13 protein-coding genes, 2 tRNA genes and 1 rRNA gene are annotated in these 18394 nt (G+C 36.8%); 4 read left to right on the plus strand and 12 right to left on the minus strand.

Annotation, left to right across the window (positions count from 1 at the left end; translation table 11 throughout):
• Positions 1–82: 82 nt before the first annotated feature.
• Positions 83–595, plus strand: a complete 513-nt coding sequence (locus ACZZZI_RS15605; RefSeq protein ID WP_344767112.1) for a CAP domain-containing protein — start codon at positions 83–85, stop codon at positions 593–595.
• Between the two features lie 44 nt (positions 596–639).
• On the opposite strand, the gene ACZZZI_RS15610 is transcribed toward ACZZZI_RS15605, so the two are convergent.
• The 12 genes from ACZZZI_RS15610 to ACZZZI_RS15665 form a co-directional block, all read right to left on the minus strand.
• Complete coding sequence (locus ACZZZI_RS15610; RefSeq protein ID WP_344767109.1) at positions 640–1512, minus strand: ATP-grasp domain-containing protein; 873 nt, start codon at positions 1510–1512, stop codon at positions 640–642.
• Between the two features lie 40 nt (positions 1513–1552).
• Positions 1553–2620, minus strand: coding sequence for a PA0069 family radical SAM protein (locus ACZZZI_RS15615; RefSeq protein ID WP_344767107.1), 1068 nt, complete (start codon positions 2618–2620; stop codon positions 1553–1555).
• An 89-nt stretch (positions 2621–2709) separates the two neighbouring features.
• Positions 2710–3945, minus strand: coding sequence for a carboxypeptidase-like regulatory domain-containing protein (locus ACZZZI_RS15620; protein WP_344767105.1), 1236 nt, complete (start codon positions 3943–3945; stop codon positions 2710–2712).
• Positions 3946–4014: 69 nt separating this feature from the next.
• The gene (locus ACZZZI_RS15625) at positions 4015–5247 is read right to left on the minus strand and encodes a carboxypeptidase-like regulatory domain-containing protein (RefSeq protein ID WP_463489942.1); all 1233 of its coding nucleotides are present in this window, start codon (positions 5245–5247) and stop codon (positions 4015–4017) included.
• Between the two features lie 66 nt (positions 5248–5313).
• Positions 5314–6966, minus strand: a complete 1653-nt coding sequence (gene recN, locus ACZZZI_RS15630) for a DNA repair protein RecN (RefSeq protein ID WP_463489943.1) — start codon at positions 6964–6966, stop codon at positions 5314–5316.
• Between the two features lie 97 nt (positions 6967–7063).
• Positions 7064–8908: a M56 family metallopeptidase gene (locus ACZZZI_RS15635; protein WP_463489944.1), complete on the minus strand. Its 1845-nt coding sequence runs from the start codon at positions 8906–8908 to the stop codon at positions 7064–7066.
• 1 nt (position 8909) lies between these two features.
• On the minus strand, positions 8910–9290 hold the full coding sequence (locus ACZZZI_RS15640; protein ID WP_316764955.1) for a BlaI/MecI/CopY family transcriptional regulator: 381 nt from the start codon (positions 9288–9290) through the stop codon (positions 8910–8912).
• 399 nt (positions 9291–9689) lie between these two features.
• Positions 9690–10796, minus strand: a complete 1107-nt coding sequence (locus ACZZZI_RS15645; protein WP_463489945.1) for a redoxin domain-containing protein — start codon at positions 10794–10796, stop codon at positions 9690–9692.
• A gap of 30 nt (positions 10797–10826) precedes the next feature.
• The gene (porD, locus tag ACZZZI_RS15650; protein ID WP_316764959.1) at positions 10827–11720 is read right to left on the minus strand and encodes a type IX secretion system protein PorD; all 894 of its coding nucleotides are present in this window, start codon (positions 11718–11720) and stop codon (positions 10827–10829) included.
• Positions 11720–12913 (minus strand): bifunctional phosphopantothenoylcysteine decarboxylase/phosphopantothenate--cysteine ligase CoaBC, encoded by a 1194-nt coding sequence (gene coaBC, locus ACZZZI_RS15655; protein WP_463489946.1) that lies wholly within the window; start codon positions 12911–12913, stop codon positions 11720–11722. The genes porD and coaBC overlap by 1 nt, the downstream gene beginning before the upstream one ends.
• An 82-nt stretch (positions 12914–12995) precedes the next feature.
• Entirely contained in the window at positions 12996–13322 is a 327-nt protein-coding gene (locus ACZZZI_RS15660) for a DNA-directed RNA polymerase subunit omega (protein ID WP_316764962.1), read from the minus strand.
• Between the two features lie 3 nt (positions 13323–13325).
• The gene (locus ACZZZI_RS15665) at positions 13326–14273 is read right to left on the minus strand and encodes an outer membrane protein assembly factor BamD (RefSeq protein WP_316764964.1); all 948 of its coding nucleotides are present in this window, start codon (positions 14271–14273) and stop codon (positions 13326–13328) included.
• A 2000-nt stretch (positions 14274–16273) separates the two neighbouring features.
• On the opposite strand from ACZZZI_RS15665, the gene ACZZZI_RS15670 reads away from it, so the two are divergent.
• The 3 genes from ACZZZI_RS15670 to ACZZZI_RS15680 all read left to right on the plus strand — a co-directional run bounded on the left by ACZZZI_RS15670 (position 16274) and on the right by ACZZZI_RS15680 (position 18263).
• A 16S ribosomal RNA gene (locus tag ACZZZI_RS15670) occupies positions 16274–17795 on the plus strand.
• Between the two features lie 303 nt (positions 17796–18098).
• Positions 18099–18173: transfer RNA gene (locus ACZZZI_RS15675), tRNA-Ile, on the plus strand.
• 16 nt (positions 18174–18189) lie between these two features.
• A tRNA-Ala gene (locus tag ACZZZI_RS15680) sits at positions 18190–18263 on the plus strand.
• Positions 18264–18394 lie beyond the last annotated feature (131 nt).

Genomic DNA, 18394 nt, shown 5'->3' on the forward strand with positions numbered 1-18394 from the left:
TCTGTGCCATCTTGTTGGAAAATAAACAGCAAATTCTTTTTTTACCAATTAACTACGTATTTTCGTTACAAAATCCCGAATTGTGAAGAAGATATTTATCCTGATGATTGGTTTTACCATTGTTTTTACTGCTTGTAAAAAGACAGCAATTGACGTTGAAACGATCCCTCCAATTAATAATGGTGCTGCAGTTACCACAAATTTAAACAACGATCTTTTATTAAAACTTGTAAACGATAAGCGAATTGCTGGTTGTAACTGTGGTACAACGGTTATGCCTCCTGTTGCTAAATTAACCTGGAATAATTTATTAGCGGCCGCTGCATTATCGCATAGTAAAGATATGAATGCCAATAACTACTTTGATCATACTTCTAAAGATGGCAAAAATCCTGGAGATAGAATTACGGCTGCTGGTTACAAGTGGACAACCTATGGAGAGAATATTGCCGCAGGACAACCAACGGAACAATCTGTTTTCGATGCCTGGATAAACAGCGAAGGGCATTGCAAAAATATTATGAATGCTAATTTCAAGGAAATGGGTGCTGCCAAAGATGGCAAATACTGGACTCAGGAATTTGGCAGGCAATAAGTTTTCATGGCTATGGCTGCTACGGCCATGAAATGTTTACTTATCTAGATTAATGCTTTTAAAGCATTGTAATAATTCTCATAATTTTGAGGAGCAGTATTCAAAAATAAAAAAGGCTCGATTAATTCTAATTCCATTAGTAAGAATTGGTTATTTACGAATGTGCCATCAACCCTGGCGTAAAGGCAATCTTTAGCGAAAAGCTTTACATATTCTGCAGCAATTTCTATTAAAGCCTGATCTGGGTTTTGGATATGTACAGAACCCCCATGTGCGGGTTGAACTCTAAAATCTCCTTGTTTTGCTTTTTTAACTAAAGTATGGCTATAAATGCCATTAAAGAAAATAAACGACCATTCGCCGTTTTCTAAAATTTCAGGGAGAAAGGGTTGAATAATAAAATCCTCATTTTGAATAAGCAAACTTAGTTTTTCATTAACCGCCTCAACATTATCTATTGTAACTTTAAATGTATTTTTAGCACCACCACTAACGCAAGGTTTTACAATAAGTTTATCGGTATTAAACTTTTCAAAAAAAGCATTAAGATTTATTTCGTCGCTATTGTTAATGAAAATACTAGGTGTAATATTCAATCCAGCCAACTCAATTTCTTTTAAATAATGTTTATCGGCATTCCATCTAACAATATCAATCGGATTTAACAGTCTGATGTTTTTTCCTTCCAGGAGATTCAACCAACTTTTAAAGTCTTCATATAAATCAAAATAATCCCATGGCGATTTTAATATTGCAAGCTGATAATTTTCCCAGTTAATCTGCTCATCATTCCAAATTACCGTTTCAATATTTAAACCTTTTTCTTTTAAGAATAACAGGAGTTTATCATCTTCACTTTCAACCGTCGGACTATCATAAGCACCTTTATCTTCGTAAGTTATTAAAGCAATATTCATTTTTAAAACTAAGTTTTAATCAACTAACTGACAAATAAAATTAGAATAATGACATTTGATCGGTGGGGATTTTGAATTGACTTCTATCCAAAAATATATCCTTCGTATTTATACCATTAAGTCGACAATGTAACCGAAAACTATCTCTTATCATTTTCGCAATATTGCCGTCGCCTCGCATTCGATCGCCAAATCTGCTGTCGTTAACATTACCACCATGGCAACTTTGTATCATATGCCAAACTTTATCAAACCGATCAGGAAAATTTTTACGCAACCAATCTTCAAAAATTTGAGCAATTGCGCCATTTAAACGAACAATTGTATAACCTGCACGAATGGCGCCCGCGTTAGCAACTGCTTTTAAAACCGTAGGAATTTCATGGTCGCTTAATCCAGGAACTAACGGCGCAACCATTACACCCATCGGAATTCCAGCCTTGCTTAACTCTTCTACAACTTTTAAACGTTGTTTTGCCGTTGCAGTTCTTGGTTCCATAGCTAATCTTAGTTTATCGTTCAAACTATTTATTGATGAATAAACCATAATCAAATTAAGCTTAGCCATTTCTTGCAGAATATCAATATCTCTGAGAATAAGCGAATTTTTTGTGATCATGCCAATTGGCTGCTTATATTCCAGTGCGATTTCTAAAAGCTGGCGGGTAAGCCTGAATTTTCTCTCAGCTGGCTGATAACAATCTGTATTGCCCGATAAAGAAATTGTGGTAGCATCCCAACCTTTCTTTTCCAGAAACTTTTTGAATAGGATAGGAGCATCTTTTTTGACGATTATTTTTCGCTCAAAATCTAAGCCTGCACTGTAACCCCAATACTGATGTGCATTACGGGCGTAACAATAAGTGCAGCCGTGTTCGCAACCCTGGTAAGGATTTAATGAATAATCCATGCCAACATCAGGGCTATCAACTTTATTCACAATGGTTTTCGAGTTTTCGAAGAGAAAAGTTGTTTTGTGATCACTTTCTTCCCAATCATCAATCCCTTCATCATGCTCTTTTACGTAGGCATCTTTTAAAAATTTATTGTGCGGGTTAAATTGAGCGCCTCTTCCCTTAAAATATGTGCTTTCGTCCTCATTAACCATAATATAAAATTACTAATATTTTTAGTAATTTTATGCAGATGTTAATAATTTGTGTAGAAGTATTTACCAGTAGAAAAAGCGCATAGTAACTATTTCTTTCCTATCGGGATATAATCCATCGGCACCATATCGCCTATTTTTTCGTAGGCCCAATAGCCTTCGTAAAGCATAGAGCGTGCATCGTAAACTCCACCATTTGCATAGAAACGAACTGGACCCTGACTTAAATTTATAACTGAGATTTCATTTTCAGGCACATCAAGCGGACGGAAAATCCAAAAACCTGTATTAGAATAAGCAAGAGATTCTTTTTCTTTGGTGTACTGAACACAAAGTGCATCTGTGTAATTGATCCACCTTAAATTGTTATTGTAATCGTGAACAAGCGTATCAGGATTAACATCTGCCCGACTAAATTTATCTATAAACCTTGGCATTTCTTTTTGCTTGGTCCAAAATTCAAGCAGGCCACCATCAATCTTGCCTGCAACTTTTCTTACCCCTGTTTTTTCGGGAAGTGTTTTTATTTTAACAAGCATATCGTTAATTACCTCTTCTGGATAACGATTTGGATTTGGTGTTTTTATAATTTTGTTAATCAGAAATCCTTCTTCCTTACTTTTATTTTCGTAAAGTGAACGGAAAAAATGTTGAGACGAACCGTAATATGCCGTTTCTCTGGCTTCAACATATTTTTTCTTTTTGGCAGCCGAAGCTTTTAATTCTTCAAAAAATGGGTGACCAGAAAAATAAATTATATGTGTGCGACTATTGTATTCAAAATAATCAAGCATATATTTTAACCTATAACCCAAGGCTTTGTTTTCTACAATTAAAAATTCTGTAGTTTTTACAGTTAATAAGCTTTTAGTAACATCAAAATCTACATTTAAAACCTGCGGATTTAAAATTTTGCATTGCTTGGAATTGGGTGTAATTCCAATAAAATACTCTGTAAACTGCTTTATATATTTTGCTCGGTTTGGATCGGCTCTAATGGTAACTTCATTCAGTTGAAATGTATTTTCTTTTAAAAGGAGGTCAACCTGTACCGATTGATCTGAAATGATTACACTTTTAGAAAAAGGTAGATATCCAACCATTTGAACCAATAAATCATAACTCCCTGGTTTAAGGTTTGGTAAGCTAAAGTTACCGTTATTATCTACAACGGTAGCAATTTTATAGCCGCTTAAGTAAACGCCCGCACCAGGTAATACGCCACCATTGTCTCTAACTTTTCCACTTATCGAAAAAGTTCCCTGGCTAAAAGCACTCATTGTAAAAACCCAGAAAAGCAGAAACAGAAAAGCGCTTTTAATCATGAGAGCGAATGTAGCCAAATGGAATAATAATTGTTAAAACTTTTATTGGATTTTAACAATTTTAACATTCTAGGGTTTTTGCTTTGGTGGAAGATAATCGAGCGGCACGCTATCTGCAATTTTTTCCCAACTCCAATAGCCTTCATACAACATAGATCGTGGATTGTAAGTACCGCCATTCTCATAAAAATAAACAGGAGCAACCTGTAAATTTATAAGTGAAACCTGATAATCGGGCATGTCTAAAGGTCTGGATATCGATTGCCCAATTCGGTTGGCATAACTGGAAGCCTCACGCTCATTTTTATAAATTACATACAGTACATCATTAAAATTAATCGATTTTATACTTTCGTTATACGTTTTAACTAATGTATCGGTATTAACCTGTTGCCTGTTTAGCATGGCGATTGTGGCAGGAGCATTTTTTTGCTTGCTCCAATAGTTAAGAGAATCGCCAGCCATAATTTTTATTGTACCATTCAAAGCCTGTTTAACCTGCATTAATCTTTTAATATTGGCATTAATTAGGCTATCTGGTGCCCTATTTGGATTTGGCTGTCTAATTAATTTGTTAATTTCGAAACCTTCTTCTTTTGATTTTCCTGCATATAAACTATTAAAAAAGTGCTGTGTTGAGCCATGGTACGCTTCAATTCTTTTTTCAGCCCATCTTTTCATTTTCCCTTTCGATCCTTTTAAATCTTCATAATAAGGAAAGCCTTCATAATAAATGATTCTGCTCTTATTATCAAACTCGAAATTATTTAACTGATACTTTACCCGATAACCTAAAGCCTGGTTTTCGATTATTAGAAACTGATTGGTTTTCACCGTTAGCTTAGCATCGTCGTTGCTATAATCAATGATGAGAACATTTGGATTAATAATTTTGCAAAGCTGGGCGTTTGGCGTGGTCCCGATAAAAAAATCGGTAAACATTCTGATATATCCTTCTCGGTTTGGATCTGGTTTAATGGTAACTTCCTGAAGCTGGAAGGCATCTTCTTCTAAAACAAAATCAAATGTTAAGGCTTTATCGGCTACTATAATGTTCTTATTGAAAGCTTTAAAACCGATTAGCTGTACAAGAATATCGTAATTTCCAGGTTTTAAACTTAAGCTATAACGACCATTGTTATCTGCAACGGTAGCAATTTTATAACCACTAACGTATACACCTGCGCCTGGGAGCGGTTCTCCTTTTTTGCCTTTAACTGCGCCCGAAAGCATAAAAGCTTGTTGCGCAAATGTGATCGTGGCGACAAATACAAGCAAAGAAAATATTAACGCTCTTTTCATTAAAACAAATATAAACTAATTTGTTAGTTTATAAAAGAGGTTTAAAAAAACCGTTAATGAAGAAAATTAATTTAATAGTTCCTTGGCATTTTCTATTGCAGAAGCACCAGGATTTCTACCACTTAACATTTCTGCAATTACATTAACTCTTTCTTCCTGCTTTAACTTTCTGATTCCTGTAGTGGTTTTTCCGCCATCATCATTCTTATAAACAAAATAATGCGACTTGCCTTTTGCAGCAATTTGAGGTAAATGGGTGATGGAAATAACCTGCATATCTGCTCCCAATACCGAAATCACTTCGCCAACTTTTAATGCTGTTTCTCCAGAAATCCCTGTGTCAATTTCATCAAAAATAATGGTAGGGAGTGCTGTGTGTTTAGCTAATAATGCCTTAATGGATAACATTAATCTCGAAAGCTCTCCACCCGATGCTACTTTACTAACAGGAGCAGGTAATTGACCCGCATTTGCAGTAAACAGCAAATTAATCTCATCCAAACCATCTTTGTTCAGTTCCGATAATTGATTTTGAGCTAATACTAGTTTAGCATTTGGCATACCAACCTTTATTAAAGTTTGAGCGGTTTGCGCTTCTACTAATTTTATTGCTTTTTTTCGTCCAGCACTAAGCTGGTTTGCTTGTTTAAGCAATTCAGATTCTAACTGTTCGATTTCCTTTTGCAGCTTTTCAATGTTTTCATCAGAAGATAATAACTGGTTCAAGTTATTTTCCAATTGTTGTTGCAAGGCCAGTAATTCTGCGTTGCCACCAACCCGATGCTTTTGTTGAAGCGAATAAAGTAAATCTAAACGCTGGTTTATAAGTTCCAGTCGATCGGCGCTATGAATTGTGTTGGCTTCAATGGCCGAAGTTTCATCGGCAATATCTTTAATTTCTATAATTGATGAACGTAAACGTTCGTAAAGCACATTAATATTCGAGTCGAATTTTTCTATACTTTGAAGTTGTAGCTGTGCTTCTTTCAAAAGTTGCATGGCCGAAGGTTCAGCTTCAGTTAATAATCCTGAGGCCGTAATTAATGCCCTCTTAATCGTTTCAGCATGCGTTAATTTTTCCAGTTCAAGTTCCAATTCTTCCTGCTCGCCTTCTTTTAAATTTGCCTGTTCCAATTCATTAAATAAGAACTGTTCGTAATCCTGTTTACTTCTTGCTTCATCAGCATCACTGGTTAATTTTTTTAAACGGCTAGTATCTTGCTTCAGCTTTTTAAAACCTGATCGATACTGAAGTAAAGTGGCATTATGGTTGGCAAGAGAATCAACAATCAACAATTGAAAATCGGCATTGTTAATTTCTTGTGTGGCATGTTGCGAATGTATGTCAATTAACTTTTCTCCAATTTGTTTTAAAAGCGATAAATTTACTGGCGTATCGTTTATAAAAGAACGTGATTTTCCATCGATAGATATTTCGCGGCGAAGAATGGTTTCGTTAAAAAAATCTAAATCCTGTTCCTCGAAAAGCACTTTTAAATTTTCATCAGCTAATAAAAATGTGCCTTCTATTACGCACTTTTTATCCTGATTAAAGAAATACTTGCTTTCGGCCCTTTGACCTAAAATTAAAGAAAGCGCACCTAAAATGATGGATTTTCCAGCACCAGTTTCACCAGTTATTATGTTTAAGCCTTGATCAAATTCGATATCAAGACTATCAATTAATGCGTAATTACGAATGGAAAGTTTTTGTAGCATACCTAAGCAAAAATACTAAAAAGTTATTTTAACAATGGCCGAAAATAAAAACAGCGAAGATAAATCTTCGCTGTCGGTTATAATTTGTTTGGTTTTTTTATTGTTCTTTCAATTCAAGCTGCTCAGGTTTTTCTTTCTTTTCCTGTTTCTCCATTTTTTCTTTAAGTTCTTTTACTTCCATGTCGAATTTTTGTTTCAACTTTTTATATTCTTCGCTTTGTCTAAGTTTGCTATTTGAGTTGTTGAAATAAAATACAGAGCCGTCTGGACCAGTAAGTTTGTTATTTGAACCTCCAAACGCAGTATCACCTCTTACTATTGTTAGTTCTGATAAGCCTTTAAGACGAGCATTCGTTGAAGCTTTAATTCTGGCCCGATCTAGCTGCGCTCTAAATTCTGGTGTGTTTATTTTAGCCGCCATATCTTCGCCCATTTTTCTCCATTTCGCTTGTGCTTCTGGCGAATTGTATTCTTTGGCAACATCTTCTCCAAATTTTTTCCATTTAGCCTGCGCCTGAGGTGATCCATATTCCTTTGCAATATCTTCTCCAAATTTTTTCCATTTCGCTTGTGCTTCTGGCGAGCTGTATTCTTTTGCAACATCTTCTCCAAATTTCTTCCATTTCAACTGGGCAGCTGGCGAATGGAACTCATTGTACATTTTTCTAGTTAATAACGAATCTTTATATTCAAATAACGAATCATTTTTATAAATGAAAGCTCTTCTACCTGCAAAAAGCTCGTCCTTATAAAAATCTTTTCTCAAGCTATCTGGCATTTCTTTTACCGAATTGTACTCCGTTTTCTTGCCATTTGCATCAATGGTTACAATTTTTATTTTTCGTTTCTTAGTCGTATCCATAAATACAACTGTTTTACCATTGTCTGCAACAGCAGTAAGTTGAAGGATATTATGTTTAATTTCTTTTTTTACCGTGTTTTTCTTCGCAGTAGGATTAATCCAGGCGATTGAGAATAAGCAAGCTACACCTAAAGTTAGCGCTGCCATTTGCTGTTTGGCGTTTAAATAATTTGTTTTCATGTTGGTTATTCTTTTAATACGTTGATACAAATTTTGCGATTTGCCAGTAGCAGCCAATGCATAAGCTGGACTGGTTTTGTCTTTAAGTAGTTCTAGTTTTAGTAAGGCATGCGCATAGTTTAGTGGCTTTCCAGTTATTTTAAGAACCAGATCATCACAAGCATGCTCCCGTTCAATGTGTATAAATTTACCCGCCATCCAAACAAACGGATTGTAAAACAAGAAGGTTTCAATCGCGGTTTTGATTAGGTTTAGTAGAAAATCGTTTCTGCGAACGTGTGATAGTTCATGGATTAGAATAGCCTCAACCTGATCGTTGTCTAATTGGTTAACCAATGCAATAGGGAAGAGTACAACTGGTTTTAAATACCCAATTACCAATGGCACATTTACAATAGCCGATAAATGAAACTGGATAGATTTATTAATTTTTAAATTAGCCGTAACGGTTTCGAAAATGGTTTTCCAATGCGCTGGAATAGCGCTCAGGCTATCCTTTTTTAATTTAGAAAGTTTACTGTAACCTTTAACAATAACATATAACTGCAGTGCAATACCAATCAGGTAGAATATAATTATTAATGGGAAATATTGCTCAGCTTTGCTGCTAAAACTTTGTGGCAAATTATTAAAGTATTGATAAGCCTCTAACTTTTGTACTCCAGACAATGCATTTTGAGTCGGCATATTTTTTATAATATGACTAACAAAATTGTAAACAAAGAAGGCAAACATTAAAACGATTGCTCCAAAAGCGAGGTTGTGCTTATACTTCGCTGCAAGTTTTGGTAAGCTAAGTAATACGATAAACAAAGCCCCATAAATTAGGGCACTTTGCCAAAGCGAGTTAACAATGCTCCAGCCGAATGCTTTGATAAACTGTTGTACTAAAGTTTCCATATTAGTTGTTTTTTTCTAATTGTTCTAAATACTTTTTTATCTCGTCTATTTCATCTGCACTTGCGCTATGGTTACCTAAAGCCTGCATAACCAATCTTGCTGCCGAACCATTAAACACATTGTCAATCATTTTATTTACCAAATGTTTTTCAGTTTTATCCTGATTAACTATCGCTTTGTAGATATGTGTTTTCTGATTGGTATCTCTTTCTACCATTCCTTTTTCATGCATAATTTGCATTAATTTTAAGGTGGTTGTGTAACCAGAATCTTTTTTATCTAAAGCTTCATGAACTTCCCGAACTGTGCAAAGGCCTTTTTGCCAAAGTACTTGTAAGATCTCCATTTCGCCTTCTGTTGGTTTGATGTTGTTATTGCTCATATGTTACAGTTCTACGAATTATTTCGTATTCAAATGTACGAAGTTATTCGTAATATCAAAATGTTTTAACAAATTTTTAACGAAAACGTGCATTGTTTGCTATAAGACATTGTTTTGTTGAAAACGTTGCATGTAATTTTAGGCAATTATTTGCGGAGTAGGGGAGTTTGAAAAACTGCTCGGAGGTAATTCGTTATAATTTAATAAGGACATACTTAATTGCCTTACCGATTTTAATAAAATTATTTGAAGCGCAAAACCTGTGGTTCTTTTGTAACCTCGTTCCCGCCAATACTACAATCTTTTGGTTACGGTTTCTGCAAGAGTTTAAGTTGTTGTAACCAAAAGTATTTTCGCGTTTGTCGGGGCTAATTAAAAAAGTAATTGCTTTTGGGTTATTTACTTTGAATCTAATAACAAAACCAACATATCACGTAACTCTTTTCCTTTAATATCTTTAGCAATAATTTTTCCATCAGGATCGATTAATACATTAGAAGGTATTGTTGTAACACCATAAAGTTTAGCCGCTTCATTTTCTTTTTTAAGATCAGAAACCTGCATCCACGGAAGTTTGTCTTCCTTTATAGCATTCAGCCAGTTCGTTTTATCTGTATCAATAGATACACTTAAAACAGTGAAGTTTTTAGAATTGTATTGCTTATAAATATTTAAAATATTTGGATTCTCTGCTCTGCAAGGAGCACACCATGACGCCCAAAAGTCAACCAAAACATATTTACCTCGATAAGAAGAGAGTTTAATTGGATTTACATTTATGTCATTTTGTATAAAATCCTTTGCTGGCATGCCTATTGAAATTTTTCTGCCTTCACTAATCCTTCTGATTATTTCCTTGCCTTCTGGCATTGCCTTAAGGTTGGCACTTAACTTGGCAAAACTTTGTTCTACTTGTGGTAAGAATTTGGAAGATCGAGCCATACTTCCTAAAGTAAGTAGACTTACATAAGAATCTGGGTGCTTAGTTATAAAGTTAAATTGAATGGGAAATGTATCATAATAGGCAGCCTCTAATCTTGTTTTGTTCAAATTTAGTAATGCCGTATCTTTCAATTCTTTATTAGCATCGCTTAATTTTTTCATTTGCTTATTAAGCGGACCTAATGCTTTAAGAAGTTCTGCATAATCATTATTTGATGGTGTTCCTGAGATGATTGAGTTACTCAAAGTATCGACAGAATTTAGGGTAATTTGTCCTGCCTCAACATAAATGCTAAAGGAATCAGATAGATCTACAGCATATCTGGGGTTGTTGTTTCTCGATAAATAGCCTCTTACTTTTGTATTAGTGCTTCCTTTAAATTCGAATGTAGATTGATTTACTATAGTAGAATCATCAATTATCTGACCACTTTGTCTGTAGCTTAAAAAGATCTTATCACCATCTTTAAAACCTTTTCCAAAGCCACGAATAATGAAAGATGATTGGGCAAATAAACTTAATGGAAAAAGGCAAATAGTAAGAAACAAAAACCTTTTCATCATTTAAGAGATTATAAGTGTTGCAAGCAGAAATTAGTTCTGTTTTAAACCTTCGTATTTGCCAATATTTGCGGGGTCGATTTCTGAAAGCATATTGTAAGCCTTCATTCTTTCCTGGGTATTTAACTTTGAAAGTACATTGGTAATTTCTTCGGCTTTTGTTGCGAAGTACACATTTGGAAAAATTGAACCCAACTTCTGTTTATCCATTTGTTGCAAGGAAGAAAGTGCGTTTACAATCGGCATTAGTCCTTTATCGTTATCCGTTAATTGATCTAAACCAGAGAAATGATAGTTGTAAATGAAATTGCGTAGCTCAGAGAAAATTGGATTTAGCGCATTTTCATTGAACCAGAAACGATTGCGTAACCCATCGGCCGCTCTCCAGCCAGCATTACCCGAAGCTTGTGCCAGATTAATAATGTTTTGAGCCTTTTTAAAGTAAAAAGTACCGCCCATTTTACTAAAACTATCTTTATCTAAACCAATAATGGTATAAGCATAATAGGTTAGCAGAGCGCTGATATTCGAAATGTAATTCTGGTCGGAAAAATCGATTACGGAGCCATCATTAAAGCTAAAGTCGAAATTTTTATCGCTCATGTTTAGCAGTGTGCTGTTGTAAGTGCTGTTAAAAACAGGGCGACTGCTTTGAATTTGAGCCTCGGCAGTATAACCAGAACCACCATCCCAGGAGTTTATTGTAATTACAAAATTGCAGTCAATGCGTTCTTGTGGCTTATAGCTTTCGTTCGTAAACTTATTGTTGTTTAAAAAATCCCGAATCGTTTTTTGTAAGGCATCTAGTGTAGGTTTGCTAATGTTCGAAACCTGGGGCGCTAATAATTGTACCCTCGCATTAAGTTCCTGTGCCTGTAGTTTTCCAAAACCGATAAGCAATAGCAAACAAATAATCCTTTTTATCATTATATTATTTTTAAAATGGCTTCGCAAATATCTTTCGCAACTTCAGTTTTCGATTTTAATTCGAATACCGTTTTCTCTAAAGCCTTGTTAAAAATAGTAATTTTATTTGTATCTGATTTAAATCCTGCACCAGCATCGTTTAACGAATTTAAGACAACTAAATCTAGATTTTTCTTTTCCAGTTTGCCTTTCGCATAATTTTCTTCGTCGTTAGTTTCTAAAGCAAAGCCAACTAATATCTGATTCGGTTTTTTACTTTTTCCTAATGACGCAAGAATATCGGTTGTTTTCTCTAATTCTAAGTTAAAATCGCCGTCTTGTTTTTTAATTTTTTGGTTAGCTACGGTTTTAGGCTTGTAGTCTGCAACAGCTGCACACATTACTGTAATATCGGTTTCATTAAAAAGAACGTTGCAGGCATTTAGCATATCTAAAGCGCTTACTACATTTATTCTTTTTAAGGTGTGATTTGATTGTTGAGCAGTTGGCCCTGCAATTAAAGTTACCTCAGCACCCAATCTTGCAAGTTCATCAGCAATGGCAAAACCCATTTTACCTGATGAATGATTTCCAATAAAACGAACTGGATCAATGGCTTCGTAAGTCGGTCCAGCTGTAACCATAACCTTTTTGCCAAACAAAGGCATCGATTTTTTTATGGCATTATCAAGAAAAGAAACAATTTCTTCAGGTTCAGCCATTCGGCCTTCTCCAACTAAGCCACTTGCTAGTTCACCATTTCCTGGCGAAATAACAACATTGCCAAAGCTGCTTATGCGCTCAATATTTTGTTGTGTGCTTTCATGCTTCCACATATCCAAATCCATAGCGGGTGCTACATAAACAGGACACTTGGCAGAAAGATAAACCGCAGTTAACAGATTATCACATATTCCAGTAGAAAGTTTAGCTAAAGTATTGGCACTAATTGGGGCAATAATTATTAAATCAGCCCAAAGCCCAAGTTCTACATGGTTGCTCCATACCCCAGTTTCTTCTTCGAAGTATTGTGTATAAACAGGATTTTTAGAAAGCGTAGCAAGGGTGAGTGGTGTAATGAAATTAGCACCATCGGGGGTAAGGATAACCTTAACATTTGCACCAGCTTTAACTAAAAGCCGAACTAAAAATGCCGACTTATATGCTGCGATGCTACCGCAAACGCCAAGGATTATATTTTTATTTTTCAGCATAGCGTAAACGCATTACTTTATAGTGCAAAGAGCCAGAGCGTATGCATACTAACGCCATGCCCTAAACGCCATGCTTTGCAATTTACTTTTGTTCTTTTGAAGGATTTCTGTGATAAATTTTTTCGTTTAAAAACTCATCAATTGCAACCAAAACAGGCTTAGGCATACGCTCATAGTGCTTGCTGATTTCAATTTGCTCACGGTTTTCAAAAATCTCTTCTAAGTTATCATTGCTCGATGCAAATTCTGCCAATTTACCATGCAATTCTTCTTTCATGTTATTCGAAATCTGATTTGCTCGCTTAGCAATAACAACTAAAGACTCATATAAGTTATCAGTTGATTTATCTAAATCGCGTACATTTCTGGTAATTGTTGTATTTGGTACAGCAGGTTTGTTAGTATTCATGTGTTACTTGTTTTTAATATTTGTGTTATCTGCTTTAATTGGCTTTGCAGAAATTGTGTCTTTAATTTTGCCTGTTCTTTTAAGCATTTCCATATACTTAGCCTGGTCGGCAGCAAAAGTAGCCATTTCTTGTTTGTTAAATGCTATACCAGATTCAATATCTGATTTAAGCTGTTTAGCATCATTGGTAAACTTACTTTTAGGGTAGTTTTGTGTAAACTCGTTATATAAGTCGGTAGCCTCATTATATCTATCTTCCTGACGAACAGGGATACTATTTTTAGCATACATATACTGAGATTTGATCATTAGAAAATCCATTTCTTCAGCATATTTAATATCTGGGTAATCTCTTTGTGCATTTTTTAACGCAATAACTGCAGCTCTGTAATTTTCTACATTACTCGGGCCAGTAGTTAAATACATTTTCGCATTTTCAAAGGCCTTATCTTCCAATTTACCTCTAAGCGTTGCAATATACTTTGCAGCAGCCACAGCACGATCGCTTGTTGGGTATAAGTTGATAAATAATTGCAATGCATCAATAGCTTTATACGTATTCTCCTGATCTAAAGAAAAAGTTGGCGATTCTAAATAGTAGCAATATGCTGCCATATAACGAGCCTCCTCTGCATCTTTACTCGCAGGATAAGTGTCGGCAAAGCTTTTAAATTGATATCTTGCAGTAGTATAATCCTGTAATTTATATAAAGTATTGGCGTAATAAAAGTTCAAACCCTCAGCTTGCTCACGTCCGCGATATTTCTGAGATAAATCTTCGAAAAGCACTAATGCTTTACTAAAATCCCTTTTATTATATAATCTAATAGCCTCCTGGTATTTTTTAGCAACGTCATTACTAGCCCTAAGTTTTTCGAAACGACTTTTACACCCCGCCATACCAATAGCGGCAACAAATACTAAAATAATTAAGTGTTTAACTTTAAACATTCTGCAAAGATAATTAATAATACGATAACATCAATAAAAACAATTCGGCGCTAAGCTATGGAAAGCAAATCAGTACATATATATAGTTAACAATTTTTAACATATAGTTTCATTACATGTAAATCCACGTTTGTTCTACTATTATTCTGCAGTCCCGCCCTCCATTCCAAATCCTCGGTTAAGGTGTGTGCCGATCTCATCGTTACTTCATCCTGCGGGTTTTCCATTAGGGTCGGGTTTAATTCATTCTGGCTGGTATTTCAAAGGTCAGGTTGCACGGTTGCAGATCCTGCAATTCTTCTCACAACAAAAAATGCATTCTGATAACTTATGTTCTAATGAGTAGCCAAAAAATCTCTTGGATTCAATCCCGCTACCACCCCTTATAGCCATTTAAAACCTTCGCGGATAATTTCCCATTTGTCATCAGGATTTAGCCAGGGTAAACACAGGCTTTATACAGGGTTACGCACCCTGTTATAACCGAGTCCTGACCGAGTTTACACCCTGTTATCACCCTGTTAACTCTAGCCAAAAAAATCTCCGGTCAACTAAGAAACTTTGCCCGAATACAGCTGTCCCTCTCATCAATTTCAGAACCCTCAACTAATTAACTTCGAAATCCCCTTTAATCGATGTTATTTACCCGTTCACTGCTGCTTAGCAAATCCTTGTAACATCTGTAGAAAAATAATTTCAACATCTGACATCCACATATACTATATACTATTGGTAACCTTTCTATATGTCCTATCTATCTATATGGCTAAAAACCGCAACGTGCAAACTAATCCGCCATCAACTTAGATGTTCTAAGAGTTCTTAGATGGTTAAAATTCGTGCAACATATAACTAAATCCGCCTTTAACATAAATATCCTATCTATCTATATGGCTAAAAACCGCAACGTGCAAACTAATCCGCCATCAACTTAGATGTTCTAAGACTTCTTAGATGGTTAAAATTCGTGCACCATATAACTAAATCCGCCTTTAACATAAATATCCTATCTATCTATATGGTTAAAAACCGCAACGTGCAAACTAATCCGCCATCAACTTAGATGTTCTAAGACTTCTTAGATGGTTAAAATTCGTGCACCATATAACTAAATCCGCCTTTAACATAAATGTCCTATCTATCTATATGGCTGAAAAACCCTCAACGTGCAAACTAATCCGCCATCAACTTAGATGTTCTAAGACTTCTTAGATGGTTAAAGTTCGGGCGACAGGGAACAAAATGCTTTTCAGTCCCCGATATTTAGCATCCAAGGCGCCCAGCCAAACAACCCAGGTTTAAAAAAGTTTTCATTTTTTCTTATTGATCTTCATGGAGTTAGTGTGGTGGTGTCAAATAAAAGCGGGGCAGGCTTTGCTGGAGCGAATAATTTTTCTACTTTTGCATCCCGCTTCGGAAGGAAGGGAAAAGATGTTTGAGGTATTGTAGGGCAGGAAAAAGAGCTTAAATTATTTTAAAATAAGCTTTGCAGGAATGCTAAATATTATTACCTTTGCATCCCGCTTCGGAAGGAAGAGGGAGAAAATGAAAGACTGGGAATAAGGGTTGTTAGCGAGAGCGATAAGTGATAATGATTAACCTTTAAAACGAACGAAAAAATAAAAATTATTTTATTTGGAAGTTTAAAAAAGATTCCTACCTTTGCACTCCCAACGGAAACGAAGGGAAAACAAAAAGATCGGAACGGCGGATGTCGGGAAGATAAAAAAACGAGATTGAAACGGATGAAACATATGCAGGACGAATAAGACCAGCAGAAACTGAAACCCGAAGATATATAAAAAGGCCGCCGCGAGGTACTGAGCCGAATAAGTTCTTAAAAGAGATGTCAATGTAGCGCAAGCGGGGTAATGAAGTACGGATTCAAGTACAGAGTACCGAAGCTTGATTTTAAAGTCAATGTCTGACAGACATAATTAAAAAAAAGAAGACTATTTTTAACAATAGTTAAAACTGGTCAGAATCTTACAACACATTTTACAATGGAGAGTTTGATCCTGGCTCAGGATGAACGCTAGCGGCAGGCCTAATACATGCAAGTCGAACGAGATTATCCAGCTTGCTGGATATGAAAGTGGCGCACGGGTGCGTAACGCGTATGCAACCTACCTTAATCAGGGGGATAGCCCGAAGAAATTCGGATTAACACCGCATAAAAACACAGAATAGCATTATTCAATGTTCAAATATTTATAGGATTAAGATGGGCATGCGTGTCATTAGCTAGTTGGCGGGGTAACGGCCCACCAAGGCGACGATGACTAGGGGATCTGAGAGGATGACCCCCCACACTGGTACTGAGACACGGACCAGACTCCTACGGGAGGCAGCAGTAAGGAATATTGGTCAATGGAGGCAACTCTGAACCAGCCATGCCGCGTGCAGGAAGACGGCCCTATGGGTTGTAAACTGCTTTTATCTGGGAATAAACCTTTTTACGTGTAAGAAGCTGAATGTACCAGAAGAATAAGGATCGGCTAACTCCGTGCCAGCAGCCGCGGTAATACGGAGGATCCAAGCGTTATCCGGATTTATTGGGTTTAAAGGGTGCGTAGGCGGCCTGTTAAGTCAGAGGTGAAAGACGGTAGCTCAACTATCGCAGTGCCTTTGATACTGACGGGCTTGAATAAACTAGAGGTAGGCGGAATGAGACAAGTAGCGGTGAAATGCATAGATATGTCTCAGAACACCGATTGCGAAGGCAGCTTACTATGGTTTTATTGACGCTGAGGCACGAAAGCGTGGGGATCAAACAGGATTAGATACCCTGGTAGTCCACGCCCTAAACGATGAATACTCGCTGTTAGCGATATACAGTTAGCGGCTAAGCGAAAGCGTTAAGTATTCCACCTGGGGAGTACGCTCGCAAGAGTGAAACTCAAAGGAATTGACGGGGGCCCGCACAAGCGGAGGAGCATGTGGTTTAATTCGATGATACGCGAGGAACCTTACCCGGGCTTGAAAGTTAGTGAATTATCTAGAGATAGATAAGTGAGCAATCACACGAAACTAGGTGCTGCATGGCTGTCGTCAGCTCGTGCCGTGAGGTGTTGGGTTAAGTCCCGCAACGAGCGCAACCCCTATGTTTAGTTGCCAGCATGTAATGATGGGGACTCTAAACAGACTGCCTGTGCAAACAGAGAGGAAGGAGGGGACGACGTCAAGTCATCATGGCCCTTACGTCCGGGGCTACACACGTGCTACAATGGATGGTACAGAGGGCAGCTACATAGCAATATGATGCGAATCTCACAAAGCCATTCACAGTTCGGATTGGGGTCTGCAACTCGACCCCATGAAGTTGGATTCGCTAGTAATCGCGTATCAGCAATGACGCGGTGAATACGTTCCCGGGCCTTGTACACACCGCCCGTCAAGCCATGGAAGTTGGGGGTACCTAAAGTATGTAACCGTAAGGAGCGTCCTAGGGTAAAACCGATAACTGGGGCTAAGTCGTAACAAGGTAGCCGTACCGGAAGGTGCGGCTGGAATACCTCCTTTCTGGAGCAGAGTTGACTACTCGCTGCGCAACATGATACTCTAATAAGTAAAAAAGTTATAAGTGGTAAGTTGTAGGTTATACGTTGAAGGTTAAAAGTTGAAAGATATTATTCTTATACTATATACCGGGTACGAAAGAACCAAACAACCAACCAACGAAAAAACGAAAAGAAAACAAAGAAACACCCAGAAGAAATGACGGTTGTCCCAATAACCAAAAAGACATCGGCACGGACAGCTAGGTAAGCAAAGGAAGCGGTAGCGGTAATATACTAACCCGCAACTATAAGCAACCTAACAAGAAGTCCCGTAGCTCAGCCTGGTTAGAGCACTACACTGATAATGTAGGGGTCTCCAGTTCAAATCTGGACGGGACTACAAAATCAAATCCTTTGGGGGATTAGCTCAGCTGGCTAGAGCGCCTGCCTTGCACGCAGGAGGTCAACGGTTCGACTCCGTTATTCTCCACACCTGAGCGGAAAGCTCAGCGACGAAAGCAGAAAGCTTTTAAAAAACAGGATTACCGGGATCGGTATACTACATTGACATAACAAGAAAAGAAGAAAACGCCATGGGGCATTTATAATAAATCTATATTA

It is taken from the genome of Pedobacter sp. AC190 (assembly GCF_979258025.1).

Coding starts and splice junctions, on each gene's coding strand:
- ACZZZI_RS15615 (WP_344767107.1), bottom strand. CDS start 2,620: ATGGTTAATGAGGACGAAAGCACATATTTTAAGGGAAGAGGCGCTCAA.
- recN (WP_463489943.1), bottom strand. CDS start 6,966: ATGCTACAAAAACTTTCCATTCGTAATTACGCATTAATTGATAGTCTT.
- ACZZZI_RS15640 (WP_316764955.1), bottom strand. CDS start 9,290: ATGAGCAATAACAACATCAAACCAACAGAAGGCGAAATGGAGATCTTA.
- ACZZZI_RS15625 (WP_463489942.1), bottom strand. CDS start 5,247: ATGAAAAGAGCGTTAATATTTTCTTTGCTTGTATTTGTCGCCACGATC.
- ACZZZI_RS15660 (WP_316764962.1), bottom strand. CDS start 13,322: ATGAATACTAACAAACCTGCTGTACCAAATACAACAATTACCAGAAAT.
- ACZZZI_RS15665 (WP_316764964.1), bottom strand. CDS start 14,273: ATGTTTAAAGTTAAACACTTAATTATTTTAGTATTTGTTGCCGCTATT.
- coaBC (WP_463489946.1), bottom strand. CDS start 12,913: ATGCTGAAAAATAAAAATATAATCCTTGGCGTTTGCGGTAGCATCGCA.
- porD (WP_316764959.1), bottom strand. CDS start 11,720: ATGATAAAAAGGATTATTTGTTTGCTATTGCTTATCGGTTTTGGAAAA.
- ACZZZI_RS15610 (WP_344767109.1), bottom strand. CDS start 1,512: ATGAATATTGCTTTAATAACTTACGAAGATAAAGGTGCTTATGATAGT.
- ACZZZI_RS15645 (WP_463489945.1), bottom strand. CDS start 10,796: ATGATGAAAAGGTTTTTGTTTCTTACTATTTGCCTTTTTCCATTAAGT.
- ACZZZI_RS15620 (WP_344767105.1), bottom strand. CDS start 3,945: ATGATTAAAAGCGCTTTTCTGTTTCTGCTTTTCTGGGTTTTTACAATG.
- ACZZZI_RS15635 (WP_463489944.1), bottom strand. CDS start 8,908: ATGGAAACTTTAGTACAACAGTTTATCAAAGCATTCGGCTGGAGCATT.